A 26,454-nucleotide genomic window follows, 5' to 3' on the forward strand; every position below is an offset into this window, starting at 1 on the left:
CGTCTACGTAGATCTCATACTATCTGCCACTAGTGTGGCTGTTAGGTGAGAAGTACGTGTGTCACGGCTACCCGCATCACCGTGCGGTGGTGCGGGTTTGACCGTGTCCCACACCGACGCTTGTGGTGCAGGAACATGCTGTTTCGGAGTCACCCCCATCCGCGGTGTTGCGGTGGGCAGGCTGTGGCGGACCCGGCGATGCCGCGGCCGACGCGGTGTCGGACTGGTCTTGTCCCGGGACCTGCGGACCGGCGCGTGCTCGGCGACCCGGATCGCGGGCATCTGCCCCCGCCGCCGGGTCACCTTGTTTTTACCGAGCAGCGCGCGTTTGGCCAGGTTCACCCCGGCAATCTGGTCGCGGTTGCCGCCGACCCAGCAGCCCGGGCACCACGCGTCGTGGTAGCCGCCGGGGCGGGCGAGTGGTTCGTCGCACCCCGGACACTGTGCCGAGGATCCGCGGGCAGGCACCGTGACCACCGCGATGCCGACACCGGCGGCGGTGTGGGCGAGGGCGGCGGTCGCTTTACGGCGGGCCGACTGCGCGGCCCGGTTGTTGTTGACCCGGCCGTGCCCGCGGGGCTCGAGGGTGGTCAGGTCCTCGACCGCGATCATCTCCGCGCCCGCTGCCTCGGCGTAGTCGGTGACCTGGCGGGCGAAGTGGAATCCCAGCTCCCGGTTGATCTTGCCCCGTTTGACGCCCACCGCAGTCCGATGCTCGTTGAGGACGGCGATCTTCTCCTCCAACCGGACACGGACCTCGGAAGGGGCGGTGGCGGCCAGCCGCGTCAACCGGGCCGACTTGCGTTGCAGCAACTGACCCTCCGCCTGCAGGCGCGCCAGTTTCGTCCCGAGGCCGCGGTCATCGTAGGTGAAGCCCCGGTAGTCCGAAACCACACCGTCCGGGGTCTGCGTGGCGATCGCGGCGGCACCCAGCGTGGACGGAGACCAATCCACCCCGACCGCGACGGTGGCCGATCCCAGGTCACAGGCGGGGACGAGTTCGGTCGCGGCGCACCGCCACAACAAACCTTTCCGGTCGAGGGCCAGGGTCGGTAGATGCCAGCCGGTGACCGCCCGGCCGTTCAGGTGCCCGGGGATGGTGGCGGTCACCCGAACACTGCGCCACTGCGCCCGCCCCGCCGGGGCCGGGCAAGTCGGCAGCTTCACCGTCAACACCAGCTCGTCACCGGTGACAGCAAGCTGCGCGAGCTGCCGATCCGCAGCAGACAACCGGGCCATCGCGCTCGTCTGCGGTGGCCCCTGGACGTCGGTGATCCGCAACCGCGCCGACGGCGCCCCGTCGATGCGGCGAGAGCGTGCGACGAGCTGGCGCCGCACGCCCCGGGCGAAACCCAACGGCACCCAGTCCGCGACGGCGGAGGGTGGGGCTATCCGGCCGGTGGCCGGGTCGAACCGCTCAGACAGTGCCGTGATCGCGGTGTCCCGGTAGGCGAGGGTCCGCAGGGTCGCCATCACCTGCGCGGTCACCACCCTGCTCACCCGTGAGGGCACGTAGACCCCGTCCCGGTAGTGCGGATTCCAGCCGAGGCGGGCCGCGGCGACATGACCCTGCACGGGCAGCCTGCGATCCTGCCGGTCACGGCCGGCGGCGAGGACGTCGAACGTGACCGGCTGCCACAGCCGCGACATCAACTCGGCGCCGGCCGCCGTGACCAGGTCGAGCAACCACCTCGCTCGGGTGTTCACGTCGTCGAGACCGATCGGCTCACCGGTCGCGTCATCGACCGCCATGTAGGCGCGCGTGGTGAACGTGAACTGCCGCGGCGCAGTCGTTCCCGGCCCGATCACGCCAGCCCGCCAGGAACGAAACGCAGCCGAACGGACCACGGATCGTCCGGGTTCCGGAACGCGCCGCCATCACCTGGAAAGCTCATCGATAACACCTTTCCTCGCCGTGCGGCGCGATCGCCCCGGAGCCGGTGGCGATTCTGTGTCACCCGCAGCGCAGTGAACCGGCCGGACAACGGTGTCGGCAACGCCCTGACGTCATCCATCAACCCCCTCCACCAGCGTTGTTCACCCCATCTCTCGCGGGGCCTTGACTGTAACGCCGGCCTCCGACACGTACGGCCGAGTCCGCGCCAGCGGCAAACCGAGCCAATCGATCTCGCCACACCATCTGCGCCGCCGTGAACGACCACAAATCGCCTTGAGGCAGGTCCGCAGACGCCGATCCGAATCCTCGACGCCCCGCTATCCCGGACAGACATCAGTGCCACACGTAATGAGACCGTGTGCGCCGGGCGCCCTTGCGCACCCCGACGGCCGACCATCCACAAATTTCCGCAGCTTCACCAATTCGCGGTGAAAGACAGTGTCATAAACTGCTGGACTGTATCAGATATAGCGGCAACAACTGATAGCTACGATATATCCGTCGGTCGCGTGTGCGGGGCCGACAGCAGCGCAGGAGACAATGGTCCGGTGCCGTACACCCTCGCTCTCCGCGCCGCCGATCTCACTCTCGAGACGGAGGTGAAGCATTCACGCTTCATCGCGGCCCTGCGGCGCGTCGAGGACGCCGAGGCGGCGCAGGCTTTCGTCCAGGATCGTCGCAGCGCGTATCCCGATGCGCGACATCACTGTTCGGCGTTCATCGTCGGCAACGGGCCCAGCGACCGGGTCGAGCGCGCGAACGACGACGGCGAACCCGGTGGCACCGCGGGCATTCCGATGCTGCAGGTGCTCAAGGCCCGCGACCTCGTCGACGTCGCGGTGGTCGTGACCCGGTACTTCGGTGGAATCAAACTGGGGGCGGGCGGACTGGTGCGCGCCTACTCTGGCGCGGTGGCCGCCGCGGTCGATGCCGCACCGCTCGTGCGGAGGGAACGTCGCCACCTGCACACCCTCGCCGTCGGTCACGCCGAGGCGGGTCGGGTCGAGTCGGAGTTGCGGGGGCGGGGCGTCGTCGTGGTGGACACGGCGTACGCGGAGTCCGCGGTCCTCACCCTCGCGGCGAGGGACTCTGCGGAGCTGGCCGATCTGGTCGCTGCCGTCACGTCGGGGACGGGGACACTCGATCCGGCCGGGGAAATGTGGGTCGACGCCTGAACGACCCGTGCGCCTTTCTGGTAGCCGGAGCAACCAGAAAGGCGCACGGGCCCGGAGGGCCTAGGCCTGGACGGTCAGGCTCTGCAGGATCTCGCGAGCGAGTGCAGCGGTCTCGGACGGCGTCTTGCCGACCTTCACGCCGGCAGCCTCGAGGGCGTCCTTCTTGGCCTGCGCGGTGCCCGAGGAACCGGAGACGATGGCGCCTGCGTGGCCCATGGTCTTGCCCTCGGGGGCGGTGAAGCCCGCGACGTAGCCGACGACCGGCTTGGTGACGTTCGCCTTGATGTAGTCGGCGGCACGCTCCTCGGCGTCGCCACCGATCTCACCGATCATCACGATGACCTTGGTCTCGGGGTCCTTCTCGAACGCCTCGATGGCGTCGATGTGGGTGGTGCCGATGACCGGGTCGCCGCCGATGCCGATGGCGGTGGAGAAGCCGAAGTCACGCAGTTCGAACATCATCTGGTAGGTCAGCGTGCCCGACTTGGACACGAGGCCGATCGGGCCGGTGCCTGCGATGTTGGCCGGGGTGATGCCGACCAGCGACTCGCCGGGGGTGATGATGCCGGGGCAGTTGGGGCCGATGATGCGGGTCTTGTTGCCCTTGGAGACGTTGTACGCCCAGGCGTACGCCGAGTCCTGCACGGGGATGCCCTCGGTGATGACCACGAGCAGCGGGATCTCCGCGTCGATGGCCTCGACGATGGCGTCCTTGGCGAAGGCCGGGGGAACGAACGCGATGGAGACGTCCGCGCCGGTCTTCTCGATGGCCTCGGCGACGGTGCCGAAGACGGGCAGCTCGACGCCGCCGTCGTGGGTCACGGTGGTGCCGGCCTTGCGGGCGTTGACACCGCCGACGACCTGGGTGCCGGCCTTGAGCATCAGCGCGGTGTGCTTCGTGCCCTCGCCGCCGGTGATGCCCTGGACGATGACCTTGGAGTCCTTGGTCAGGAAGATAGCCATGTGATTTAAGTCCCTTTACTTTGCGGCGAAGGCCAGCTCGGCGGCCTTGTCGGCAGCCTCGTCCATGGTTCCGACGACCGTGACCAGCGGGTGGGCGGCCTCGGCGAGGATGCGACGACCCTCTTCGACGTTGTTGCCGTCCAGGCGGACGACCAGCGGCTTGTTGGCCTCGTCACCCAGCGTCTTCAGGGCGCCGACGATGCCGTTGGCGACCGCGTCACACGCGGTGATGCCACCGAAAACGTTCACGAACACGCTCTTGACCTGCGCGTCGTTCAGGATGACATCCAGGCCGTTCGCCATGACCTCTGCGGAGGCGCCGCCACCGATGTCGAGGAAGTTGGCGGGCTTCACGCCACCGTGCTTCTCACCTGCGTAGGCGACGACGTCCAGGGTCGACATGACCAGGCCGGCGCCGTTACCGATGATGCCGACCTCACCGTCGAGCTTGACGTAGTTGAGGTCGTTTTCCTTGGCCTTGAGCTCGAGCGGGTCGGTGGCGTCCCGGTCCTCGAACGCCTCGTGGCCGGGCTGACGGAACGCGGCGTTCTCGTCCAGCGTGACCTTGCCGTCGAGAGCGAGGATCTCGTCACCGGGCGTGCGGACGAGCGGGTTGACCTCGACGAGGAGAGCGTCTTCGTTGATGAAGACCTCCCACAGCTTCTGGATCGTCACGGCCGCTGCGTCGAGCACCTCGGCGGGCAGCTTTCCTGCCTCGGCGATGCTGCGCGCGAACGCGAGGTCGACGCCCTTGACGGCGTCCACGGGGATCTTCGCGAGTGCGTCGGGGTTCTCCTCGGCGGTGACCTCGATCTCGACGCCACCCTCGACCGAGCACATGGCCAGGTAGGTGCGGTTGGTGCGGTCGAGCAGGAAGGAGATGTAGTACTCCTCGGCGATGTCACTCGCCTCTGCGACCAGCAGCTTCTTGACGACATGACCCTTGATGTCGAGGCCCAGGATCGCCTCGGCGTTGGCCTGCGCTGCATCGACGTCGGCGGAGTACTTGACGCCACCCGCCTTGCCGCGGCCGCCGACCTTGACCTGCGCCTTGACCATCACGGGCTTGCCGATTTCTTCGGCAATCTCGCGTGCGCCGGCCACCGTGTCGGTAACACGCCCAGCCGAAGTCGGCACCTCGTGCTTGGCGAAGAGTTCCTTCGCCTGGTATTCGAAGAGATCCATCTGCTCACCGTCTCGTCTGCGTTGACACCCGCTCGAGGGGTAGGAGCGGGTCTGTTTTGGACTTTAACCAGTTGCCGGGCCCGGTCTGCGCCCGCGTGTCTGCTATGTGGTCCACATCACGCGATATCACGTACTGAGGCGGGCCTCACCGCTGCAAACGGGGCGGACCTCACCGATTTCTGCGGCGTGCAGTGAGGGCCGCGGCAGCCGCAATCAACACTATGCCCACCGTTGCCGGGACGACACCGGCCCCCATTTCGGGGTCGGTGACCCGGGCGACGGTCAGCGGCCACGACACGAGGTATACCCCCACGGCAACGGCCGAACCGAGCAACAACGCGACCGCCCTGTCGGGCCGGGCACGTGAGGCAACTATCACTGCGAGGGCGACCGCGACGCCGAGCAGCACCCGTCCCCACACGTCGAGGTTCCACGGGATCTCCGCGAACGACGCGGGCGCGTACTCGTCGCCGCGTGCGTCGGTCCCGTGGAAGAGCGGCAGTCCCAGTCCGACGAACGCGGCGACGGCACCGAGGCCGCCGACCGCGAGGACCGGGGTCGAGGTGGACGGCTCGTCGGACGTGTCGATCTCCTCGCGTTCCGCCGAGCCCGCGAACCACGTCAGCACCCCGGTGACACCCGCGGTGACGGCCGCACACCACAGCAGCACGGCACCGATTCCGGCGCCGATCCCCGGCACGTCGGTGGCGAGCACCACGGACTGCGACACGGCGGCGACGGAGTACGGGATCGTCACCCACAGCACCCCGACCGCGGGCCGGACGGCGGACGCGAACTCCGACAGCAGCAGCCAGACGCAACTGACGACGAGGACCAGGGCCGCGACGAGCACGACCCGGGTGGCGTAGACGTCGGGGCGTGCCGTGTCGCCGGGGATGTCGAGGACGGGGAGCAGCGCCCCGGCGGCGGCCAGCAGGGCTGTGATGATTCCGGTGGCCCCGGCAGCGACGTGCCATCGCGCGATCCGTGCGCGGGCCGCGGCCGCCTCGGCTCGCAGCGCCGCCTTGGCGACGCCCTTCGCGGACGGGGTGACCGCCCCCGGCTTCGCCGGGCCGCCCTGCGCCGCCGCGGACGGCGAGGCGGCCAGTGTCTTCAGGATCCTGCCGTCGCGGGCCCGGTCGACCATCGGGATGCAGGCGCCGACGAGCACCAGGACGCCGGCGCCGACGGTCCCCCACACCGCGCCGGGACCGGGCTGGATCCGTTCGCCCGCGGCGAGCCCCGCGACCAGGCGCGTCCCGACCACGCCGAGCGCGGCCAGGCCTGCCCCGACGAGGGCGCCGGACGCCACGGGGGGCGAAATCGATGCCAGCGCCGAGGCGACGACGATCAGGACGGCCGCCGCCAGGATCCCGGCGCCCGCGGACGCGGCGAGGTCCGACTCGACGACGGTCGGGACGAGGATGACGGGATCCTCGGACACGAAGGCGGGAGCGAACAGCGCGCCGACCAGGACGACGGCGGCGGCCACCGCGACGGCGGACGGCAGGAACCCGATGCGGGCGCCCGTCGCCCGCCCGACCTGTTCGGCGCTGCGGGCGTCGCCGTATCCGTCCATCAACGAAGCCCGGTGGACCGCGACCATGCCGAGCAGGCCCGCGAAGGCGATCAACGCGTGCCCGGCGAGGGCGGCGTAGGCGCCGGACCCGGCGGCCAGCTCGGCCGCCGTCTCGGGCCGGAACAATTCGAGCCGATTGGCGTCGATGGCGTCCGACCACAGCTGTGTGTCGAGGACGCCGGCGCCGACGGACACCGCGCCTGCGCCGGCCAGCAATGCCCCCGCCACCGCGGTGCGCCGGGCGAGAACCGCGGGAAGGGCCAATGCCGGTGCCGCGACGGCGAAGACGGCGGCCCACACCGCGGCAGCGCCGACCGCGGACGGCGCTGCCGCCCCGTCGACCGTGCGGACAGCCTGCAGGACGGGCGCCGACGCCACCCCGAGTCCTCCGACGAGGCCCAGCACGACCGCGAGCAGGGTGCCCCGGCGCGCGCGGACGGGATCGGGCTCGTCGACGGCGGTCAAGCCGGTGCCGCCGGACGAAGGAATGCGTTCGGGCTCGGCCCTGCGCCCGTCCGGGGATCGAGTTGATGACGCCACAGGCCGACGCTAGCGCTTACCCACCGCCTCCCCCGGGTTGTGACACGCGTGCGCACGGGCGAGATTGAACCGAGACGAAAAGCGGGTTCGACGTTTCCCCAGCTCAGTTTGTGATGCCCGTCACATGTAGCCGTTCCTCCGCGTTACAGGTTGCGCGCATCGCAACCGTTTCGTTACCGTCGCCAAGGTCTAAGTCACAGGCAGGTCACGAGCAGGAGGACGGACGGGCGTATGCACCATCGCAGCCAGTTCACGGCCAGCCGTTTTGTGAGTCACCACGATGACGAGTTGCGGGGTCACAAGGACGAAGTCGCGCCCACGTATCCCCCACAGTCGGTCGAGCATCATCCCGAGACCGATAGTTCTGAGATTTCCAGCATGTTCTTCCGCAATTCGCAGTCCACACGCTCCACCTACGACAGCGTCGACACCGGCAACGGCGTCGAGACCGTCGACACCGAGTCCGAGATCCCCGGCTTCATCCCCCGCAGCGGTTCCGAGTCCTTCGAGGGCGCACCCCCCCACTCCCGCCGCGGAGCCCACCGCATCCCGACTCCCCCCTCAGCTCTCAAAGGCCGCGCCGCAGTCCTCGCAGTCGCAGCAGGCGCCGTAGTAGCCGCAGGCCAGGCCGCAGTCACCAGCGGATCGTCCAGCTCCTCCGATCACTCCGAGGTCGCCCTCGCCAGTGACGAGTCGAGCTCCATCGGAACCACCGCGGAACCGCAGGCCGCGCAGTACTCCACGGTCTCCGACACCGCCGCCGCCGATTCGAACGCCCCGCAGGTCCTCAACATCGCGAACCCGACCGACCTGTCGCAGTTCAGCAACCTGCTCGCCAAGGGACAGCGTTTCAGCGAAGAGCGCGCCGCCCGCGAAGCCGCTGCCCGACGCCCCCTGTTCGTCCTCCCCGCCGTGGGAACCTTCACCTCCAACTTCGGAAGCCGCTGGGGCACCCTGCACGCGGGCGTCGACATCGCCGCCCCCATCGGCACCCCCATCGTGGCCGTCGCCGACGGCGAGGTCATCGACTCGGGTCCGGCTTCCGGGTTCGGCATGTGGGTCCGCCTCAAGCACGCCGACGGCACCATCACCGTGTACGGCCACATCAACACCTCCACCGTCACCGTCGGCCAGAAAGTCATGGCGGGCGACCAGATCGCGACCGTCGGCAACCGTGGCTTCTCCACCGGCCCGCACCTGCACTTCGAGGTGCACCTCGCGGGCGAGAACAAGATCGATCCCCTGCCCTGGCTGGCCTCCCGCGGCATCAGCCTCGGCCCCGAGATGGACTGACCCTCTCCGCACCACCCGAACACATGACGACTGCGGCGCATGCATTGCATGCGCCGCAGTCGTGTTTCGTCGGCTCTACAGCTTGACCATCGGGACGCCACCGATCAGCATCAGCCGCACCTTGCCCGCGCTGCCGAAATCGATGGTGACCGTCGCGGTCGGCCCGGCCCCCTTGGTCTCGAGGACCGTGCCGAGGCCGTACTTGTCGTGACTGACCCGGTCGCCGACCGCGAGGACCAGGTTGTTGTTGCGGGAGCGTGCGGCGCCGAAGCTGGGGGTGCTCGCGGACCCGCCGCCGTAACCGGAACCGCCGCCGAACCCCTGCCCGTATCCCGATCCACGCGCGCGGCCACCACCGATCGCACCACCGGAACCCATACGGGGGCCCGGGTCTTCGCGGCGCCAGTGCACGAGATCCGACGGGATCTCCTGCAGGAACCGTGACTCCGGGTTCTGGATGGGCTGACCCCACGCCGACCGCATGACGGCACGCGTCAGGTACAGCCGCTGCCGGGCACGGGTGATGCCCACGTACGCGAGCCGCCGCTCCTCCGACAGTTCCGTGGGGTCGCCGAGCGCCCGCATGTGCGGGAACTGGCCGTCTTCCCACCCGGTGACGAAGACGACGGGGAATTCGAGCCCCTTCGCGGTGTGCAAAGTCATCAGCGTGACGACGCCCTCGTCGTTGTCGGGCAGCTGATCGGAGTCCGCGACCAGGGACACCCGTTCGAGGAAGGCGGCGAGGGAACCCGGGTCGGGTTCACCGTCCCTGGCGTCGACGTCGCCGTCCTCCGTCGGTTCCACCAGTCCGGCGGCGTTCCGCGCGTCGGAGCTGAACTCCCGCGCCACGCTGACGAGTTCGTTGAGGTTGTCGAGGCGCGCCCCGTCCTGGGGGTCGCTGCTCGCCGCGAGTTCGGCGCGGTAGCCCGTCCGCTCCAGGACAGCCTCGACGACGTCGCCGATGTCGCCGAGCTGGTCGGGGACGATGTCGTCGGCCGTGGTCTCGGGTGGCATCAGCACCCGCAGTCCGTCCATCAGCTCGAGGAACGACGCGATGGCCTTCTGGGAACGGGTGTTGAGCAGCCGCACCCGGCCCTCCCCACCGTCCCGCAGCGCCTCGGCGAAACTGATGCCCCGCTGTTCGGAGTGGACGGCCACACACGCCTCCGCGCGGTCACCGATGCCGCGGCGCGGGGTGTTGAGGATCCGGCGCAGGCTGACGGTGTCGTCCTCGTTGGCGAGGACCCGGAGATACGCGACGATGTCGCGCACCTCCTTGCGCTCGTAGAACCGCACCCCGCCGACGACCTTGTACGGAACACCGAGCCGGATGAAGATCTCTTCGAGGGCGCGGGACGAGTTGTTGGTGCGGTAGAACACCGCGACGTCACCGAACTTCGCATCGCCCGAATCGACGAGCTTGTCGATCTCGGACGCCACGAACGACGCCTCGTCGTGCTCGTTGTCCGCGACGTACCCGGTGATGAGTTCGCCCTCGCCCGAATCGGTCCACAGCCGCTTCTCGCGCCGACCGGTGTTCTTCGAGATCACCGAGTTGGCCGCCGACAGGATGTTCTGGGTGGAGCGGTAGTTCTGCTCCAGCAGGATGGTGCGGGCGTCCGGGTAGTCGCGTTCGAACTCCTCGATGTTGCGGATCGTGGCGCCGCGGAAAGCGTAGATCGACTGATCCGCGTCGCCCACCACACACAGTTCGGCCGGGGTGACCCGGTGGTCCGCGTCCTCGCCGTCCGCGGTGCCGCCGACCAGTTCACGCACCAGCATGTACTGGGCGTGGTTCGTGTCCTGGTACTCGTCGACCAGCACGTGCCGGAACCGTCGTCGGTAGTACTCGGCCACCTGGGGGAACGCCTGCAGCATCGCGACCGTCTCGCCGATCAGGTCGTCGAAGTCCAGCGCGTTCGCCGAACGCAACCGCTGCTGGTAGTGCCCGTACACCTTGGCGATCAGCCGCGGCAGTTCCGCAGGCTCCTTGTCGGCGTCGGCACTCGCCTGCTCCGGGTCGATCAACTCGTTCTTGAGATTCGAGATGTGGGTGGCGAGCAACCGCGCCGAATAGCGCTTGGTGTCGATGTTCAGATCCTTGGCGATCATCGTCAGCAGTCGCCGCGAATCGTCCGCGTCGTAGATGGAGAAGTTCGAGTTGAGGCCGGGGAGCAGCGCCGCCTGGGCGCGCAGGATCCGCACGCAGCTGGAGTGGAACGTGGACACCCACATGCTGTTGGCCCTGGGGCCGACGAGGTGGGCGACGCGCTCCCGCATCTCCGCGGCGGCCTTGTTGGTGAACGTGATGGCCAGGATCTGACCGGGCATCACGCCACGCTCGGCCAGCAGATATGCGATGCGGCGGGTGAGCACAGCCGTCTTGCCCGAGCCTGCACCCGCGACGATCAACAGCGGAGAACCGGCGTGCACGACCGCTTCCCGTTGCGGTGGGTTGAGGCCCTGGAGGAGCGCGTCCGACCCTGCGCGCGCCGGTGCCGCGGCGTGCGGAGTCGACGTGGCGCTCAGGGGAGAAGCGGTGCCGGAGATAGTGTTCATCAACTATCAAACTTACCGGCGTGTACCGACAGCGTCACAGCGGCTTGGCCTGCGCGGTGCCGCCATGGCAAACTGGTACACATGTTCAGTCCGCCGTCGCGCCCCCTGTGGCGATTTTTTTACGGGTACCGGCCTCCGGTGCCCGTGAACTGAACAGCTCACGAGCCCCGAGGTCCGCACCGGATCCGGGGCTTTTTTCGTCAAATGAGCCTGGATCGGTAACGACTCGAGCCACAACAACGATCCAAGTTCTGACAAGAGGGAGACGAACCAATGAGCACTCAGACCGTCGCTTCAGCCGCAAAGGAAACCGCTGTTCCCACCAGCGAGGCCGAGATCGAGGTTCTCCGCCAGGAGATCGACAAGCTCGACGCCGAGATTCTCGCCGCGATCAAGCGCCGCGCCGAGGTCTCGCAGCTCATCGGGCGCACCCGGATGGCGTCCGGCGGTCCCCGCCTCGTCCACAGCCGTGAGATGAAGGTGCTCGAGCGGTTCAACGAGCTGGGCCAGGAAGGCCACACGCTTGCCATGCTGCTGCTGCGCCTCGGGCGCGGCCGCCTCGGTCACTGAGTTTCCCGAAGCGGCCCCCGACGGCGGTCGTCACGGTTCGAGTGCCACGTACTTGGTCTCCAGGTACTCTTCGATGCCTTCACTGCCCCCTTCGCGCCCGAAGCCTGACGCTTTGACGCCGCCGAAGGGGGCAGCGGTGTCCGAGATGACCCCGCGGTTGACGCCGACCATGCCCGATTCGATGGCGTCGGCCACCCGGAGCGCACGATCCAGATCGCGGGTGAAGATGTACGCGGCCAGGCCGAACTCCGTGTCGTTGGCCGCGGCGATCCCCTCCTCCTCGGTGTCGAACCCGGCGATCGCGGCCACCGGTCCGAACACCTCCTCCTTCAGGATCCGAGCCTGGGCGGGAATCTCGTCCAGCACCGTCGCCGGGTAGAAGTAGCCAGAGCCTTCCGGGGCGACGCCGCCGAGCCGCACCCGGGCGCCCGCGCCGACAGCGTCCTGCACCAGTTCCCCGACCTTCTCGAGCTGGTCCGCGTTGATCAGCGGGCCGAGTGTCGTGTCGGGATCGGTGCCGGGGCCGAGCTTGTACGAGGACAGCTTGTCGACGAGTTTCGCGGTGAATTCCTCCCGCACACTGTTCGCGACGTGGAAGCGATTGGCCGCGGTGCAGGCCTCGCCGCCGTTGCGCATCTTGGCGAGGAGGGCGCCCGCCACCGCCTTGTCGACGTCCGCGTCGTCGAAGACCACGAAGGGCGCGTTCCCGCCGAGTTCCATCGAGGTGCGCAGCAGCCCCTTCGCGGACTTCTCGACGAGCATCCGTCCGACCCCGGTCGAGCCCGTGAACGTGAGCTTCCGCAGTCGCGGGTCGTCGATCAGCGGACCGGTCACCTCGCCCGACTTCGACGTCGGCAGCACGGACAGCACGCCCTTCGGCAGCCCCGCGTCGGCCATGATCTCGGCGAGCAGCAGCATCGTCAGCGGCGTCTCGGAGGCGGGTTTGACGATCATCGTGCAGCCGGCGGCCAGGGCGGGTCCGATCTTGCGGGTGCCCATCGCGAGCGGGAAGTTCCACGGCGTGATCGCCAGACAGGGCCCGACGGGCTGCTTGGTCACCAGAATGCGCCCGTTCCCCGCGGGCGCCGGGGTGTAGCGACCGGCGATACGCACGGCTTCCTCGCTGAACCACCGGAAGAACTCGGCGCCGTACTTGACCTCGGCCGCGCTCTCCGGCAGCGCCTTGCCCATCTCGAGCGTCATCAGCAGCGCGAAGTCGTCGGCCCGGGCGGTGATCTTCTCGAACACCGCGCGCAGGAGTTCCCCACGCTGCCGTGCCGGGGTGGCCGCCCACTCCCGCTGCACCGCCACCGCGGCGTCGAGGGCCTTCATCGCGTCGCCCGGGCTGGCGTCCGCCACCTCGGTGAGGGCGTCGCCGGTAGCCGGGTCGAAAACGGTGAACGTGGCACCGTTCTCGGCGTCGCGCTTCTCGCCGCCGAGGAAGAGGGTCGTGGGAACGGTTCGCATGAGTTCGACAGCATCCATGACGTCCATCATGCGCCGCACCGAAGTTCGCACGGAAGTTTCGACGCGCGGGCATTAAGCTCAAATCTCGTGAGCTCAGACATCACCGGAACCGCTGCCTGGCAGAAATTGCGTGATCATCACGCTCAGATTCAGACCGTCCATCTTCGAGAGTTCTTCGAGAAGGACCCGGCACGCGGTCAGGAACTCACCGTCTCGGCCGGCGATCTGTACATCGACTACAGCAAGCACCGCATCGACCGCGACACGATCGGGTTGCTCCTCGAGTTGGCGCGCAGCGTCGACCTGGAGGCCCGCCGTGACGCGATGTTCGCGGGCGAGCACATCAACACGTCCGAGGACCGCGCCGTCCTCCACACCGCGCTGAGGCTGCCCGCCGACGCCACACTCGTCGTCGACGGCCAGGACGTCGTGGCCGACGTCCACGACGTCCTCGATCGCATGGGCGATTTCACCGATCGGGTGCGCTCCGGCGAGTGGCGCGGCGCGACGGGCGAGCGAATCAAGACCGTCGTCAACATCGGCATCGGCGGATCGGATCTGGGTCCGGTGATGGTGTACCGCGCGCTGCGGCACTACGCCGACGTCGGCATCAGTGTCCGGTTCATCTCCAACGTCGACCCCGCCGACCTGGTGCGCAGCCTGAACGGCCTCGACCCGGCCACCACCCTGTTCATCGTGGCGTCCAAGACGTTCTCGACCCTCGAGACGCTCACCAACGCCACGGCCGCCCGGCGGTGGCTGCTCGGTGGCCTGGGCCTCGGAAACGAAGCGGTCGCAAAGCATTTCGTCGCCGTATCGACACACGCAGACCGGGTGGCGGAGTTCGGCATCGACACGGACAACATGTTCGGATTCTGGGATTGGGTCGGCGGCCGGTACTCGGTCGATTCCGCCATCGGACTGTCGGTGATGGCGGCGATCGGCAAGGAACGTTTCGCGGAGTTCCTCGCCGGATTCCACGCCGTGGACGAGCACTTCCGGACGGCGCCGCTCGAGGAGAACGCGCCGGTCCTGCTCGGTTTGATCGGACTCTGGTACTCGAACTTCTTCGGCGCCGAATCCCGTGCCGTGCTGCCGTATTCCAACGACCTCGTGCGGTTCCCGGCCTATCTGCAGCAGTTGACGATGGAATCCAACGGCAAGTCGGTGCGCGCCGACGGCTCCCCCGTCCCCGCGTCCACCGGTGAGATCTTCTGGGGCGAACCCGGAACCAACGGGCAGCACGCCTTCTACCAGCTCCTGCACCAGGGCACGCGGCTCGTGCCGTCCGATTTCATCGGTTTCGGCGAGCCTACCGACGACCTGCCGACCGCGGACGGCACCGGCAGCATGCACGACCTGCTGATGAGCAACTTCTTCGCCCAGACGAAGGTCTTGGCGTTCGGCAAGACGGCCGAGGAGATCGCGGCCGAGGGCACCCCCGACGATCTGGTGCCGCACAAGGTCATGCCGGGCAACCGGCCGTCGACGACGATCCTCGCGCCGAAGCTCACGCCGTCAGTGATCGGCCAGCTGATCGCCCTGTACGAGCACCAGGTGTTCGTCGAGGGTGTCGTGTGGGGCATCGACTCGTTCGACCAGTGGGGTGTCGAACTCGGCAAGACCCAGGCCGTCGAGCTGCAGCCGGTGCTCACCGCCGCGGAAGAACCGGCCGCGCAAAGTGATTCGTCGACGGACAGCCTGGTGCGCTGGTACCGCCGTCAGCGCGGACGGGCCTGATTCACCAGCTCTCGGTGGTGTAGACCCGGCCGGAGCGGTCCACCAGCCGGGCACGCAGCTCATGCTGTTCGATCCACCGGATCGCGCCGATGCCGCGGGCAAGGGCGGCGACGCTGGCCGCGTACGCCCAGAGTGCGTCGTCGGCGATCACCGTCACCGTCTCCCATTCGGTGGTGGTGGGTGGTTCGGTGACCGGCGGCGCGACCGCCGTCGCCATCGCCGTCCCGTTCACCAGTTCGACCTCGCCGTCGCCGGGCACCGGGATCTGCCAACCGCCGGCGGGACAGTGCCCGGCCGTCGCGATGACGTCGCCGATGCGGACGGCGGCCCCGCACTCGAGCTGGCGGGCGACCAGTTCCGCCGCCCGATCCACCGTGTCGGCCTTGGCGGTGTCGGTGATGTCGAACGAGGCGCCCCACGGCGCGAACACGACATCGTCGTCGATCTGGACGTCGAGGAAACTGGGTTCCGGATGCACGGTGGGGATCAGGTCCTCGTCGGGGGATTCGGTGGCGAGCGGGTTCACCACCCCGTCGGTCATCCGGGCAGCCCACAGCGCCGAACGCAGCAGTGCGGACATCCGCCTGCTGACCTTGACCGGCGCACCCTGGGACAGGTTGACGGCGTGGATCTCGGCGTCGCCGCGGTGGATGTCGCAGACCGATTCGGCCTCGTCGATGACGGCCGCGATCAGCGCTGCGGCCTCGGGAAGGGCGGCGCCTTCGGTGACGTCGACCTCCACGACGGAACCCCACACCTTCCATTTCTCGACGCTAACCATGGTGTTCTCCGTGTGCGGTCCGTACAGCGCTGCACTTCCAGTATGCGCCGGTTGTCCAGAGGCCGACCTCCGGCGACCGACGCGACCGGTCGTACACTTCGCTGGTGAGCGCCCGATTGAGCGTCGTCGACGAGATGTTCCTGCGCACCCATCGGGGGTGGGGAACGCCGATCGTGATGCAGGGACTGTGGCGCACCGACGGCCGGGTGGACACCGCGACGCTCGATTCCCTGATCGCCGACCTCGCGCGGGGACCGCTGGGCAGGCGGGTGGTGCGCCCGCGGGTCCCCGGCGCGCGGCCCCGGTTCGAGCCGAGCGCGGACGCCTTTCCCGTCGAATACGCGGAGATCGACGCAGGGGCGGTGTTGGCGTGGGCGGACGAGCAGGCCTCGTTGCCGGTGGACCCCGAACGTGGTCCCGGCTGGCGGCTGGCCTGCGCGCGACCGGCCGGCGGGGGAACGGTGCTGTCACTGGTGTGTTCCCACGTGATCGCGGACGCGCGCGGACTGGCGGCCGCCATCGCGCGCGCCCTGCAGGGCGCGCCGCCGTCGGACGCGGTTGGTGCGGGAGGCGCTGTCGCGGACATGTGGGACGCCACCCGGCTCGCCCGCCGGGTGACCGAGGGGACGGCCCGCGCAGTCGCCGGTCTGGTGGTGAGCGGGTCCCGTCGCGCGGAACTGCGCCGTTTCCTGCACGTGAGTGGCAAAGCGTCGCCCGGCACACTTTGCCACTCACCTGTGGGGGCGGTGCTGGACGTGGACGCCGAGCGGTGGGACGCCGTCGCGGAGCAGGCGGGCGGCACCCCGAACAGCCTGTTCCTGACCGTGGTGGCCGAGTTGGCGCGGCGGGACGGCGAGACCCGGCCGCTGACGATCAGTGTGCCGATGGATTTGCGCGGCCAGGGCGACCCGATGGGGACCGCGAACTCCGTCGCCGTGGTCGAGGTGGACGTGACCCCGCAGGACACCGTCGCGGACGTGCGTGCGGCGAGCCGCGCCGCGTTCGCTGCGCCCGCGATGACCAGCCCGGCCGGTTTCCCGGAGGAGATGCTGCAACTGGTGCCCGACCGCGTGGCGCACGCCCTGACCGGCAATCCCGGCGAGCGGGACGTGCTGTGTTCCAACATCGGACCGCTGCCCGACGCGCTCGCCACGATCGACGGCCACCGGGCCACCGGCATCGCCACCCGCGCCGTGCATCCGGGTGTCGTGACCAGCCGCACCCGGCTGTCCGCCTACCTCAGCCGCTTCGGCGGCAGCTACAGCCTCGCGCTCGAGTCGCTGGACAGCCCGGACCGCACAGCGCTCCGCCAGCGGGCGGGCGAGGTCCTGGCTCGGCACGAACTCACCGCGCGGGCCTGGTGAAGGCTACGACTCGGTCCTGAGATCGGTGTACGGCTGCCGCGCCGACTCCGGATCGCCGTACGTGATCGCCCGCTCCCGTCGCGTCCGCGACGCCAGCGTGACGGCCCAGTTGAGCAGGGTGCCGAACCGGTTGCGGTACCCGGCGAGGAACGCGATGTGGATGGCACCCCAGGACACCCAGCCCAGGAACCCGGACATCCGGATCGGGCCTGCCTGGAGCAGTGCATGCCTGCGGGCGATGTAGGCGGCGCTGCCGAGGTCGCGGTATTTGAAGGGTTTGCGGTCTTGTGTTCCGCCTTCGATCGTGCGGGCGATGCACCCTCCGACGTGCCTGCCGCCCTGCATCGCCACCTCGGCCACCCCGGGGAGGTCGTTCAGCGACATCAGGTCGCCGATCACCCAGACGTTCGGATGCCGGGGCACCGTGAGGTCGGGTTCGACGGCGATGCGCCCGCCCTGAATCTGCTTCACGCCGAGCGCATTCGCGAGAGCGGCGGCGAACGGCACGGCCTCGACGCCCGCGGTCCACAGGACGGTGCGGGCTCCGTAGCGCTTCTTGGTGCGGGCGGCGTTCTTGGCCGTGGTCTCGATGCTGGTCTCGCAGACGTCGGTGACGTGCACACCGAGGTGCGTTTCGACGCCGACCTTGTCGAGCGTCCGCTGCGCCGCCGCGGACAGTTTGCGGTTGAACGACGGGAGAACGCGGTCGCCGCCGTGGAACAGCAGCACCCGGGCCTCGCAGGGGTCGATGGACTGGAATTCGTTGGCCAGGGCGTGCACGGCGAGTTCCCGGATCTGGCCCGCGAGTTCGACTCCGGTGGGTCCACCGCCCGCGACGGCGAACGTCAGCCACGGCCTGCGCTCCTCCGCGGTGGGCAGCGATTCGGCCATCTCGAAGGCGCAGATCAGTTTTCGGCGAATGGCGAGGGCGTCGTCGAGGGTCTTCATCCCCGGCGCCCACTGGATGTACTCGTCGTGCCCGTGGTACGCCTGGCGCATGCCGGCCGCGACGATCAGGTAGTCGTAGGGAAGTTCGAACGTGGAGCCGTCGAAGCGGCTGGCGGTCAGGACCCGGCGGACCGCGTCGATTCCCTGCGCCTCGCCGAGGGCGACGTGCACGTTGCGGACCCCGCGCAGCAGGTGGCGCAGCGGGCTGCTGATCTCCCCCTCGGACAGCAGGCCCGTCGCGCACTGGTACAGCAGCGGCTGGAAGACGTGGCTGGTTCCGCGGTCGAGCAGGGTGACGTCCACGTCGACGTCGCGCAGCCGGCGGGCCGCGTAGATGCCGCCGAACCCTCCCCCGATGATGACGACCCGCGGTCGCGAACGCTGCAAGCCGAGGGACGAGGATTCCTGGGCGGTCGTCATAGGTCAGTCCTACACGAACCGGGATGTCCACGCATGAGGAAGGAACCGCAACGCGACGTCGATTCCCCGCCACTTGATGCCCGGCAGCGCAGCGCGGTTCGTTTCCTTCTCGATGGCCGACACCATCGCGTCGACGCCGTCGTCGAGGGTTGCCGTCAGCGCGGAACTGTCGCCGGCCTTGCTCGACATGTCGGTGGCGATGTATCCGGGGAGCAGGGTGGTCACCACGATCGGGCTCTTCGCCAGTTCCGCGGTCAGCGCCTCGCCGAGTGCCGAGACCCCCGCCTTGCTCGCCGAGTACGCCGCCTTCGGGCCGGGCAGGCCCCGGTCGGCGCTGATCGAGGACACGAGCACCAGATGTCCGGAGTTCTGCTTGCGGAAGATGCCGAGCGCCGCCTCGCACTGCGACAGGGCGCCGACGAAGTTGGTGCGGGCGGTGGCGAGATTGGCGTCGGCCCGGCCCGTTCCGATCCTGGCTCCCTTGCCGAGACCGGCGTTGACGACGACGCGGTCGAGTCCGCCGAGTTCGTCGCGCAGTTCGCCGAACACCCGGATCACGGCGTCGTGGTCGGTGACGTCGAGTGCGCGGACGGCGACGGCGATCCCGGGATGCGATGCCCGCAATTCGTCCCGGACGGCCTCGAGTCGTTCGACGCGTCGTGCGCACAGCGCGAGGTCTCGTCCCTGGGCCGCGAACCGGCGGGCCATCTCCTCGCCGAGCCCGGAGCTCGCCCCCGTGATCAGAATCTTCTGCCGTGTCATCCCGACACAGTATCTACTCGACGGTAACAACGCGGGAGGCCCGCCGGAACGTCTGACATCGCGCACCGACCGGCTTACGGTTACAGGTATGACTGACTCCGGTAGCGGCGCGGAAGAGTTCGATGTCATCGTGATCGGCGGCGGTCCCGCCGGTGAGAACGCGGCGAGTTACGCCATCGCCGGCAGCGACCGCACCGCGGCGCTGATCGAGCACGAACTCGTCGGCGGGGAATGCTCCTACTGGGCCTGCATGCCCAGCAAGGCGCTGCTGCGCCCGGGTGAGGTCCTCGGCGCGGCCCGCAACATGCCCGGGGTGTCCGCCGGTCCGCTCGACGTGGACGCCGTGCTGGCGCGCCGCGACTCGTTCACCAACAACCACGACGACTCGTCGCAGGTGATGTGGGCCGACGCGGCAGGGATCGACGTCATCCGGGGATCGGCACGCATCACCGGGGACCGCACGGTGACGGTCGGCGATTCCCGCGAGCTGCGCGCCCGGCACGCCGTCGTGGTCGCCACCGGGACGACCGCCACGGTCCCGGACACCCCCGGCCTGCGGGCGGCGTTGCCGTGGATCTCGCGGGACGCCACCAACCTGAGGGAGGTTCCCCGCCGGGTCGCCGTGGTCGGCGGCGGCGTCGTGGCCTGTGAGAGCGCGACGTGGCTGCTGGACCTGGGTGTCGAAGAACTGACGATGGTGGTCCGCGGCCGGGCGCTGCTCCCGAAGAACGAACCGTTCGCCGGTGAGCGGGTGGCCCGCACGCTCGAGAAGAAGGGTGCGCGGATCCTGTTCGGGGCGGACCTTCGCGGCGTCGAACGGGCCGACGCCCGGGACACCGGGATCGGCCGCATCCACGGGGGCCCGGTGACCCTGGATGTCGCGGGCCAGGACCCGCTCGTCGTCGACGAGATCGTCGTCGCGACCGGGCGCACACCGGCAACGTCGTCGCTCGGCCTCGACGCGCGACTGCTGAACTCCCGCGGATACCTCACCACCGACGACCATCTGACGACGGCCGACGAGTGGTTGTACGCGGTCGGCGACGCCAACGGCCGCGCGCTGCTCACCCACATGGGCAAGTACCAGGGCCGCGTGTGCGGAGACGTGATCGCCGCCCGCGCCGAGGGCAGGCCGCTGGACGGGTCCCGATTCCGGGCCACCGCCGACCACGGGCAGATCCCCCAGGTGGTGTTCGCCGATCCGGAGGTCTCGGCCGTCGGGATTACCGCGCAGGAGGCACGCGACGCCGGCGTGGACGTCGAGACCGTGGAGGTCGACATCGCCGTCGCCGGCTCGTCTCTGTCCCGCGACGATTTCAGCGGTCACGCGAAACTCGTGGTCGATCGGGCCACCGACACCCTGGTCGGAGCGACGTTCGCGGGCACCGACGTCGCCGAGCTCGTCCACGCCGCCACCATCGCACTGGTCGGGAAGGTGCCGCTCGACACGCTGTGGCACGCGGTCCCGTCGTACCCGACCGTCAGCGAGGTGTGGCTGCGGCTGCTGGAGGCTCGGCGCTGACCCGAACGGAGCACCACGGGCGTTGACAGAGTCTCCCCAGGCGGTCTCCGTATAGTCGCCGACATGGCGTCTGACACTCTCACGACCGACACACTGGTGAGGACGACCGCAGGGGTGGTCCGTGGCCGGCGCGTCGGCGACCTGGTCGCGTGGCGCGGAATTCCCTACGCCGCTCCCCCGGTGGGTCCGCTGCGGTTGCGCGCACCCCGGCCGGTCACGCCGTGGTCCGGTGAGCTCGACGCCACCGAGTTCGGCGACGCCGCCGTGCAGCACAAGGAGTTCACCGCGCTGCGGCCGGGCAAGTATCAGCCGAGCAGCGAGAACTGCCTGACGCTCAACGTGCTGGCCACGCCCGGCACGTCCGGGGCGCGCCCGGTGATGGTGTTCATCCACGGCGGCGCGTACACGCTGGGCATGTCGGCCACCGCGCTCTACGGCGGCCAGTCGCTGGTCCGCCGCGGCGACATCGTGTACGTGTCGATCAACTACCGCCTCGGATCGCTCGGATACCTCGACTTCACCCAGTTCTCCACCCCCGAAAGATCTTTCGACTCCAACCTCGGCCTCCGCGACCAGGTGGCCGCACTCGAATGGGTCCAGCGCAACATCGCCGAATTCGGCGGCGACCCCGACAACGTCACCGTCTTCGGCGAATCCGCGGGCGCCAATGCCGTCACCACCCTGATGACCACACCCGCCGCGAAAGGCCTTTTTGCGCGGGCGATCTCGGAGAGTTCCGCGCCCGGACTCGTCGCGACGGCGGACCGGGCCGCCCGGTGGGCATCCGACTACGTGACGCTGCTCGGAGCCGAACCCGGCACTGCCGCAGAGGCGCTCGCCTCGTCACCCGTCGGCGCGCTGGGCCGTGCCGGGAACCGTCTCGGCGCGAAGGTGCTCTCGGAGACGCCGGGACTGCACCCGTTCGGACCCGTGATCGACGGCGACTTCCTGCCGAAGCCGCCGCTCGACGCGTTCGCCGCCGGTTCGGCGCACCGGGTTCCGCTGATCATCGGCACCAATGCCCGCGAGGGCACCCTGTTCCCGAAATTCCTCGACGCACTGCCGACGGACCCCGACCGGATCGGGCGGATGTTCGCACTCACCGATCCCGCCGCCGAGGCGCGCGTCACCGCGGCGTATCCGGGCTACCCGGCGCCGGACGCCGCCGTCGACCTGGGCGGCGACCTGACGTTCTGGAGGCCGTCGATCGAACTGGCCGAGGCCCACTCCGCGTACGCCCCCACGTTCAGCTACCGTTTCGATTTCGCGCCCCGTGCGATGAAGTGGCTCGGCCTGGACGCCACGCACGGGTTCGAGCTGTTCGCCGTGTTCGACATCGCCGACACTCTGATCGGCCGCGGCCTCACCCTGCCGGGCGGACGACGTGGCCTGAAGGACGTGACGGATAATGTGCAGCGACACTGGCTGCACTTCGCTTCGCGGGGAACACCGTTGGTGTCGTGGCCGCAGTACGACACCAACCGGAGGGCAACACTCGTGTTCGACACCGTCACCACCGTCCAGGACGACCCGCGCCGGGAGCGCAGGCTGGCATGGGAGGGGTATTCGGGCTACCACGGGCAGGGCCTGTGAGCGCTCTGGAAGTACACACCGATGCCGGCGCCGTCGGAGGGCGCCGGATCGACGACCTGGCAGCGTGGCGGGGTATCCCCTACGCCGCTCCCCCGGTCGGGCCGCTGCGGTTGCGGGCCCCGCACCCGGTCGAACCGTGGTCGGGGGTCCGGCGGGCGTTCCACTTCGGGTCCCCCGCACCGCAGCGCGGCGAGACCGACGAGGACTGTCTCACCCTCAACGTGCTGGCCACACCCGGCACGTCCGGGGCGCGCCCGGTGATGGTGTTCATCCACGGCGGCGCCTACTCCGGCGGAACCTCGTCCTCGTCGCTCTACGGCGGCCAGTCGCTGGTCCGCCGCGGCGACATCGTGTACGTGTCGATCAACTACCGCCTCGGATCGCTCGGATACCTCGACTTCACCCAGTTCTCCACCCCCGAAAGACCTTTCGACTCCAACCTCGGCCTCCGCGACCAGGTGGCCGCACTCGAATGGGTCCAGCGCAACATCGCCGAATTCGGCGGCGACCCCGACAACGTCACCGTCTTCGGCGAATCCGCGGGCGCCAACGCCGTCACCACCCTGATGACCACACCCGCCGCGAAAGGCCTCTTCGCGCGGGCCATCGCCGAGAGCCCACCGGTGGCCTCCGCCTACCACCCCGACCGGGCGGCGCGGTGGTCGCGCGAATTCCTCGAGATCGCCGGGGTGCCGCTGTCCGAGGCCGCGACGTGGCTCGAGACCGCCGACCCGGCCGACTTCGTCGCGGCGGGGACGACGCTGGCGCACCGGGGCGCCGACGAGGAACCCGGAACCCGCGCGTTCGCGCCCGTCGTCGACGGCTTCTTCCTTCCCACCCATCCGCTCGACAGTTTCGCGTCCGGATCCGGGCATCCCGTTCCGCTGATCATCGGCACGAACCGCCACGAGGGCAGGGTCTTTCCCCGGTTCCTGAACATCCTGCCCACCGATCCCACCCGGATCGACAAGATGTTCTCGCACGTCGACGTGGCGGTGAAGGAGCGGGCGATCGCCGCCTACCCCGGCTATCCCGGCCGGCGAGCGGCCGCGGACCTCGGAGGCGACGTGACGTTCTGGGAACCGTCCGTCCTGTGCGCGCAGGGCCACACGACCGTCGCCCCGACCTACAGCTACCGGTACGACTTCGCACCCCGGTTGCTCCGCATCCTCGGGTTGGGCGCCACCCACGCCACGGAGTTGTACGCGGTGTTCGGGCTGACCGGGACGTGGGCGCGGTTGCTCACCGCGCTCGGGGGACGCCGCGGGCTGCGGGCCGTCACCGATACCGTCCAGTCGCACTGGCTGCATTTCGCCCGGCACGGGACGCCCGCACCGGGATGGCCGCGGTACTCGCCGGAGCGCCGGGAGACGCTCGTCATCGACGACACGAGCAGGGTGGAGAACGATCCGCTCGGTGAGCGCCGGCGGGCCTGGCTGGGGTACGAGCACCGGCGCTAGCGGGACCGTCGGCTCGTTCCCCGTTGCGCCCCTGCCGGTTGCCCTACTCTCGTAGAGACCTGCATTCGGGAGGCGAGAATGACCGAGTCGAACGACCTCGCAGGCCGCACCATGGTGGTCACCGGCGCCACCTCGGGCCTCGGCCTGGAGACCTGCCGCCAACTCGCGCAGCGCGGCGCCACCGTCGTCCTGGTCGGCCGGGACCAGGACAGGATCGACGCGGCGATCGCCGACCTGTCCGAGAGCGCGGACCGCGACATACTGCACTCGGCGCTGGCCGATCTGTCCTCGCTCGGCCGGGTCCGCACGCTGTCCGGGGAACTGCTGCATCGGTTCCCGCGGATCGACGTGCTGGTGAACAACGCGGGCGTCGACGTGGGGCAGCGCCGGCTGACGGTCGACGGCATCGAAGAGACGTTCGCCGTGAACTACCTCGCGCCGTTCGTGCTGGCGACGACGCTGGCTCCGGCGATGGCGCGGGCGTCGACGGCCGACGCCGCCGGGTTCCGGCGTCCGTCGCGGATCGTCGACATCAGCTCGTCGGGACATCGCGGCGGCAGCGTCGACTTCGACGACCTCGATGGCGCGAAGGACACGTTCCACGGCCAGCGCGCGTACAACAACTCGAAACTCGCCCTGACCCTGTTCACCCGCGAGTTGGCGCGCCGGTCCGACCCCGCGAGGCTGGTCGTCAATTGCGCCGACCCCGGATTCGTCCGCGGTACCGCCCTCGGCCGGGGTCTGCCGTTCGGCCACCAGGTGGTCGGCACACTCCTGACACCGTTCATGGCCGAGGTCGCCAAGGCAGCGGAGACCGCGGTGTGGACCGCGACCGCCACGGAGAGCGGCAAGTTCACCGGCCAGTACGTCAAGGGCTGCAAGGTCGTTCAGCCCGGCAAGGACGCACGGGACGCCGGACTCGCCGCGCGGCTGTGGGCGGCTACCGAGGCACTGCTCGCCGGCCGCGGCTGACGCTCGTCAGTTCGGATCCTCGAAGAGCGACAGCACATTGCCGTGCGGATCCCGGAACCACGCGACACGGATGCCGTCCGGTGCGAGCCACGCCGCGTGCTCGTCCTGATCCATCCCCGGGTACTCGGTGAAATCGATGCCCTTGCTGCGCAGTGATTCGACGACCTTGTTCAGGTCGGGGACCTTCCACCCCAGCACCGTGTACCCGGTGTCGGCCTTCGCCTGCACCAGCGTGACCCGGAGCAGAGCCCCATTGCAGTCGAGGGCCAACGCGAACTCGTCCCGTGAGACGCGCGTCAGCCCCAGGGTCTCCACGTAGAACATCTCCGAGACGTCCAGATCGGTGCTGGCCACGAAACTCACGAGCTCACCCTGAAGACTCATGAATCAACTGTGCCCCGCGCACCCGTGGGCAGGCAAGAGCGCGGGGTCACCCACGGCGGCATCCCGTGACCCGGGGCACACGGCCCGGCGACCGCAAGTTAACGTCGATTCGACAGGTCGTCTCGCACCGGAATGAGGAACTCGCGTGTCTGCTCCAGTTTCAGAGAAGAAGGGCCCCCTCGCGGGCATTCGCGTCGTCGAATTCGCAGGCCTCGGACCGGGCCCGCACGCCGCCGCCCTCCTGGCCGATCTCGGCGCCGACGTGGTCTGCGTCCAGCGGCCCGGAGTGATCCCGCCGGACGGTCCGTACGACCAGATCCAGCGCGGTCGCCGCGTCGTCGAGGCCAACCTGAAGGACCCCGCGCAGGTCGAGAAGGTGCTCGGGCTCATCGAGCGCGCCGACGTCGTGATCGAAGGCTTCCGGCCCGGGGTCACCGAGCGCATGGGACTGGGCCCGGACGTCTGCCTGGAGCGCAACGAGCGACTCGTGTACGGACGGATGACCGGCTGGGGCCAGGAGGGCCCACTCGCCAGCAACGCGGGCCACGACATCAACTACATCTCGCTGACCGGCGTCCTGCACGCCATCGGCCGCAAGGGTGAGCGTCCGGTGCCGCCGCTGAACATGGTCGGCGACTTCGGCGGCGGTTCGATGTTCCTGATCTTCGGGATCCTGTCGGCGCTGGTGGAACGCCAGTCGTCCGGCAAGGGGCAGGTCGTGGATGCGGCGATGGTCGACGGCGCGCTGGCCCTGTCGCACATGATGTGGGCGTTCCGCGGCCGCGGCGTCTGGTCCGACGAGCGGGGCGTCAACCTGCTCGACACCGGTGCGCCGTTCTACGACACCTACGAGACGTCCGACGGCAAGTACATGGCCGTGGGCTCGATCGAGCCGCAGTTCTACGCCTTGCTGTTGCGGGGCCTCGAACTCGACCCCGCCGAACTGCCGCAGCAGATGGACGTGTCGGCGTGGCCGCAGATGAAGAAGGTCTTCGCCGAGAAGTTCCTGTCGAAGACGCGCGACGAGTGGGCTGCCATTTTCCTCGGCACCGACGCCTGCGTGTCCCCGGTGCTGACGTTCGAGGAGGCGCCGTCCAACGAGCACATCGCCGCCCGCGGGTCGCTGATCGACCTCGACGGCGTCACCCAGCACGCCCCGGCGCCCCGGTTCTCCCGCACCCCCGCCGGCGCTCCCACCCCGCCGGCCCGCGAGGGCGTCGACATCGACACCGTCTGGGCCTGACCCCCAGGTGAGTGGCAAAGCGTGCTCGAGCACGCTT

At 69.4% G+C, this 26,454-nt stretch carries 20 protein-coding genes; 10 read left to right on the top strand and 10 right to left on the bottom strand.

Annotation, left to right across the window (positions count from 1 at the left end; all coding sequences use genetic code 11):
* Positions 1–3 precede the first annotated feature (3 nt).
* Positions 4–1,809 carry a zinc ribbon domain-containing protein gene (locus tag CJ179_RS09310; protein WP_095861252.1) on the bottom strand — a complete coding sequence of 602 codons (1,806 nt, stop codon included), beginning with the start codon at positions 1,807–1,809 and terminating at the stop codon, positions 4–6.
* Between the two features lie 636 nt (positions 1,810–2,445).
* On the opposite strand from CJ179_RS09310, the gene CJ179_RS09315 reads away from it, so the two are divergent.
* Entirely contained in the window at positions 2,446–3,072 is a 627-nt protein-coding gene (locus CJ179_RS09315; protein WP_072937325.1) for a YigZ family protein, read from the top strand.
* Between the two features lie 60 nt (positions 3,073–3,132).
* Here the strand turns inward: CJ179_RS09315 and sucD are convergent, their stop codons facing one another.
* From sucD to CJ179_RS09330, 3 genes are all read right to left on the bottom strand, one after another.
* Positions 3,133–4,035, bottom strand: coding sequence for a succinate--CoA ligase subunit alpha (gene sucD, locus CJ179_RS09320; RefSeq protein WP_005238543.1), 903 nt, complete (start codon positions 4,033–4,035; stop codon positions 3,133–3,135).
* Between the two features lie 15 nt (positions 4,036–4,050).
* Positions 4,051–5,220: an ADP-forming succinate--CoA ligase subunit beta gene (gene sucC, locus CJ179_RS09325; RefSeq protein ID WP_072937326.1), complete on the bottom strand. Its 1,170-nt coding sequence runs from the start codon at positions 5,218–5,220 to the stop codon at positions 4,051–4,053.
* Positions 5,221–5,389: 169 nt separating this feature from the next.
* Positions 5,390–7,339, bottom strand: coding sequence for a hypothetical protein (locus CJ179_RS09330; protein ID WP_095861253.1), 1,950 nt, complete (start codon positions 7,337–7,339; stop codon positions 5,390–5,392).
* 231 nt (positions 7,340–7,570) lie between these two features.
* Between CJ179_RS09330 and CJ179_RS09335 the strand changes: the two genes are divergently transcribed.
* Positions 7,571–8,632: a M23 family metallopeptidase gene (locus CJ179_RS09335; RefSeq protein WP_072937328.1), complete on the top strand. Its 1,062-nt coding sequence runs from the start codon at positions 7,571–7,573 to the stop codon at positions 8,630–8,632.
* Positions 8,633–8,707: 75 nt separating this feature from the next.
* Here CJ179_RS09335 and pcrA read toward each other — a convergent pair whose 3' ends face one another.
* Complete coding sequence (pcrA, locus tag CJ179_RS09340) at positions 8,708–11,191, bottom strand: DNA helicase PcrA (RefSeq protein WP_095861254.1); 2,484 nt, start codon at positions 11,189–11,191, stop codon at positions 8,708–8,710.
* A gap of 273 nt (positions 11,192–11,464) precedes the next feature.
* Here pcrA and CJ179_RS09345 point away from each other — a divergent pair, with 273 nt between their 5' ends.
* Positions 11,465–11,761 carry a chorismate mutase gene (locus CJ179_RS09345; RefSeq protein ID WP_005238528.1) on the top strand — a complete coding sequence of 99 codons (297 nt, stop codon included), beginning with the start codon at positions 11,465–11,467 and terminating at the stop codon, positions 11,759–11,761.
* A 30-nt stretch (positions 11,762–11,791) separates the two neighbouring features.
* Here the strand turns inward: CJ179_RS09345 and CJ179_RS09350 are convergent, their stop codons facing one another.
* Positions 11,792–13,246 (bottom strand): NAD-dependent succinate-semialdehyde dehydrogenase, encoded by a 1,455-nt coding sequence (locus tag CJ179_RS09350; RefSeq protein WP_179377546.1) that lies wholly within the window; start codon positions 13,244–13,246, stop codon positions 11,792–11,794.
* 69 nt (positions 13,247–13,315) lie between these two features.
* Here CJ179_RS09350 and pgi point away from each other — a divergent pair, with 69 nt between their 5' ends.
* Positions 13,316–14,968 carry a glucose-6-phosphate isomerase gene (gene pgi / locus CJ179_RS09355; RefSeq protein WP_095861256.1) on the top strand — a complete coding sequence of 551 codons (1,653 nt, stop codon included), beginning with the start codon at positions 13,316–13,318 and terminating at the stop codon, positions 14,966–14,968.
* A gap of 1 nt (position 14,969) precedes the next feature.
* On the opposite strand, the gene CJ179_RS09360 is transcribed toward pgi, so the two are convergent.
* The gene (locus CJ179_RS09360; RefSeq protein ID WP_072937332.1) at positions 14,970–15,749 is read right to left on the bottom strand and encodes an FAD:protein FMN transferase; all 780 of its coding nucleotides are present in this window, start codon (positions 15,747–15,749) and stop codon (positions 14,970–14,972) included.
* Between the two features lie 104 nt (positions 15,750–15,853).
* On the opposite strand from CJ179_RS09360, the gene CJ179_RS09365 reads away from it, so the two are divergent.
* On the top strand, positions 15,854–17,113 hold the full coding sequence (locus CJ179_RS09365) for a hypothetical protein (protein ID WP_095861257.1): 1,260 nt from the start codon (positions 15,854–15,856) through the stop codon (positions 17,111–17,113).
* Positions 17,114–17,116: 3 nt separating this feature from the next.
* Here CJ179_RS09365 and CJ179_RS09370 read toward each other — a convergent pair whose 3' ends face one another.
* Together CJ179_RS09370 and CJ179_RS09375 are read right to left on the bottom strand one after the other, a co-directional pair.
* Positions 17,117–18,481, bottom strand: a complete 1,365-nt coding sequence (locus tag CJ179_RS09370; protein WP_072937333.1) for an NAD(P)/FAD-dependent oxidoreductase — start codon at positions 18,479–18,481, stop codon at positions 17,117–17,119.
* A 9-nt stretch (positions 18,482–18,490) separates the two neighbouring features.
* Positions 18,491–19,243 carry an SDR family oxidoreductase gene (locus CJ179_RS09375; protein ID WP_072937334.1) on the bottom strand — a complete coding sequence of 251 codons (753 nt, stop codon included), beginning with the start codon at positions 19,241–19,243 and terminating at the stop codon, positions 18,491–18,493.
* Between the two features lie 88 nt (positions 19,244–19,331).
* Between CJ179_RS09375 and CJ179_RS09380 the strand changes: the two genes are divergently transcribed.
* From CJ179_RS09380 to CJ179_RS09395, 4 genes are all read left to right on the top strand, one after another.
* Complete coding sequence (locus tag CJ179_RS09380; RefSeq protein ID WP_072937335.1) at positions 19,332–20,765, top strand: NAD(P)/FAD-dependent oxidoreductase; 1,434 nt, start codon at positions 19,332–19,334, stop codon at positions 20,763–20,765.
* Between the two features lie 63 nt (positions 20,766–20,828).
* On the top strand, positions 20,829–22,358 hold the full coding sequence (locus tag CJ179_RS09385) for a carboxylesterase/lipase family protein (RefSeq protein WP_095861258.1): 1,530 nt from the start codon (positions 20,829–20,831) through the stop codon (positions 22,356–22,358).
* Entirely contained in the window at positions 22,319–23,818 is a 1,500-nt protein-coding gene (locus tag CJ179_RS09390; protein WP_241031517.1) for a carboxylesterase/lipase family protein, read from the top strand. The genes CJ179_RS09385 and CJ179_RS09390 overlap by 40 nt, the downstream gene beginning before the upstream one ends.
* Positions 23,819–23,896: 78 nt before the next feature.
* On the top strand, positions 23,897–24,790 hold the full coding sequence (locus CJ179_RS09395; protein ID WP_072937338.1) for an SDR family oxidoreductase: 894 nt from the start codon (positions 23,897–23,899) through the stop codon (positions 24,788–24,790).
* A 6-nt stretch (positions 24,791–24,796) separates the two neighbouring features.
* Here the strand turns inward: CJ179_RS09395 and CJ179_RS09400 are convergent, their stop codons facing one another.
* Positions 24,797–25,174 carry a VOC family protein gene (locus CJ179_RS09400; protein ID WP_072937339.1) on the bottom strand — a complete coding sequence of 126 codons (378 nt, stop codon included), beginning with the start codon at positions 25,172–25,174 and terminating at the stop codon, positions 24,797–24,799.
* Between the two features lie 145 nt (positions 25,175–25,319).
* Between CJ179_RS09400 and CJ179_RS09405 the strand changes: the two genes are divergently transcribed.
* Positions 25,320–26,417 (top strand): CaiB/BaiF CoA-transferase family protein, encoded by a 1,098-nt coding sequence (locus tag CJ179_RS09405; protein ID WP_072937340.1) that lies wholly within the window; start codon positions 25,320–25,322, stop codon positions 26,415–26,417.
* Positions 26,418–26,454: the final 37 nt, after the last annotated feature.

This window comes from Rhodococcus sp. ACS1 (assembly GCF_002300155.1).
Lineage (GTDB): Bacteria > Actinomycetota > Actinomycetes > Mycobacteriales > Mycobacteriaceae > Rhodococcus_F > Rhodococcus_F koreensis.

Excerpts from the sequence above, each read along its gene's own strand:
- sucD (WP_005238543.1), bottom strand. The coding sequence starts at position 4,035 with ATGGCTATCTTCCTGACCAAGGACTCCAAGGTCATCGTCCAGGGCATC.
- sucC (WP_072937326.1), bottom strand. The coding sequence starts at position 5,220 with ATGGATCTCTTCGAATACCAGGCGAAGGAACTCTTCGCCAAGCACGAG.
- CJ179_RS09335 (WP_072937328.1), top strand. The coding sequence starts at position 7,571 with ATGCACCATCGCAGCCAGTTCACGGCCAGCCGTTTTGTGAGTCACCAC.
- pcrA (WP_095861254.1), bottom strand. The coding sequence starts at position 11,191 with ATGAACACTATCTCCGGCACCGCTTCTCCCCTGAGCGCCACGTCGACT.
- CJ179_RS09345 (WP_005238528.1), top strand. The coding sequence starts at position 11,465 with ATGAGCACTCAGACCGTCGCTTCAGCCGCAAAGGAAACCGCTGTTCCC.
- CJ179_RS09350 (WP_179377546.1), bottom strand. The coding sequence starts at position 13,246 with ATGGATGCTGTCGAACTCATGCGAACCGTTCCCACGACCCTCTTCCTC.
- CJ179_RS09360 (WP_072937332.1), bottom strand. The coding sequence starts at position 15,749 with ATGGTTAGCGTCGAGAAATGGAAGGTGTGGGGTTCCGTCGTGGAGGTC.
- CJ179_RS09370 (WP_072937333.1), bottom strand. The coding sequence starts at position 18,481 with ATGACGACCGCCCAGGAATCCTCGTCCCTCGGCTTGCAGCGTTCGCGA.
- CJ179_RS09375 (WP_072937334.1), bottom strand. The coding sequence starts at position 19,243 with ATGACACGGCAGAAGATTCTGATCACGGGGGCGAGCTCCGGGCTCGGC.
- CJ179_RS09380 (WP_072937335.1), top strand. The coding sequence starts at position 19,332 with ATGACTGACTCCGGTAGCGGCGCGGAAGAGTTCGATGTCATCGTGATC.
- CJ179_RS09385 (WP_095861258.1), top strand. The coding sequence starts at position 20,829 with ATGGCGTCTGACACTCTCACGACCGACACACTGGTGAGGACGACCGCA.
- CJ179_RS09390 (WP_241031517.1), top strand. The coding sequence starts at position 22,319 with ATGGGAGGGGTATTCGGGCTACCACGGGCAGGGCCTGTGAGCGCTCTG.
- CJ179_RS09395 (WP_072937338.1), top strand. The coding sequence starts at position 23,897 with ATGACCGAGTCGAACGACCTCGCAGGCCGCACCATGGTGGTCACCGGC.
- CJ179_RS09400 (WP_072937339.1), bottom strand. The coding sequence starts at position 25,174 with ATGAGTCTTCAGGGTGAGCTCGTGAGTTTCGTGGCCAGCACCGATCTG.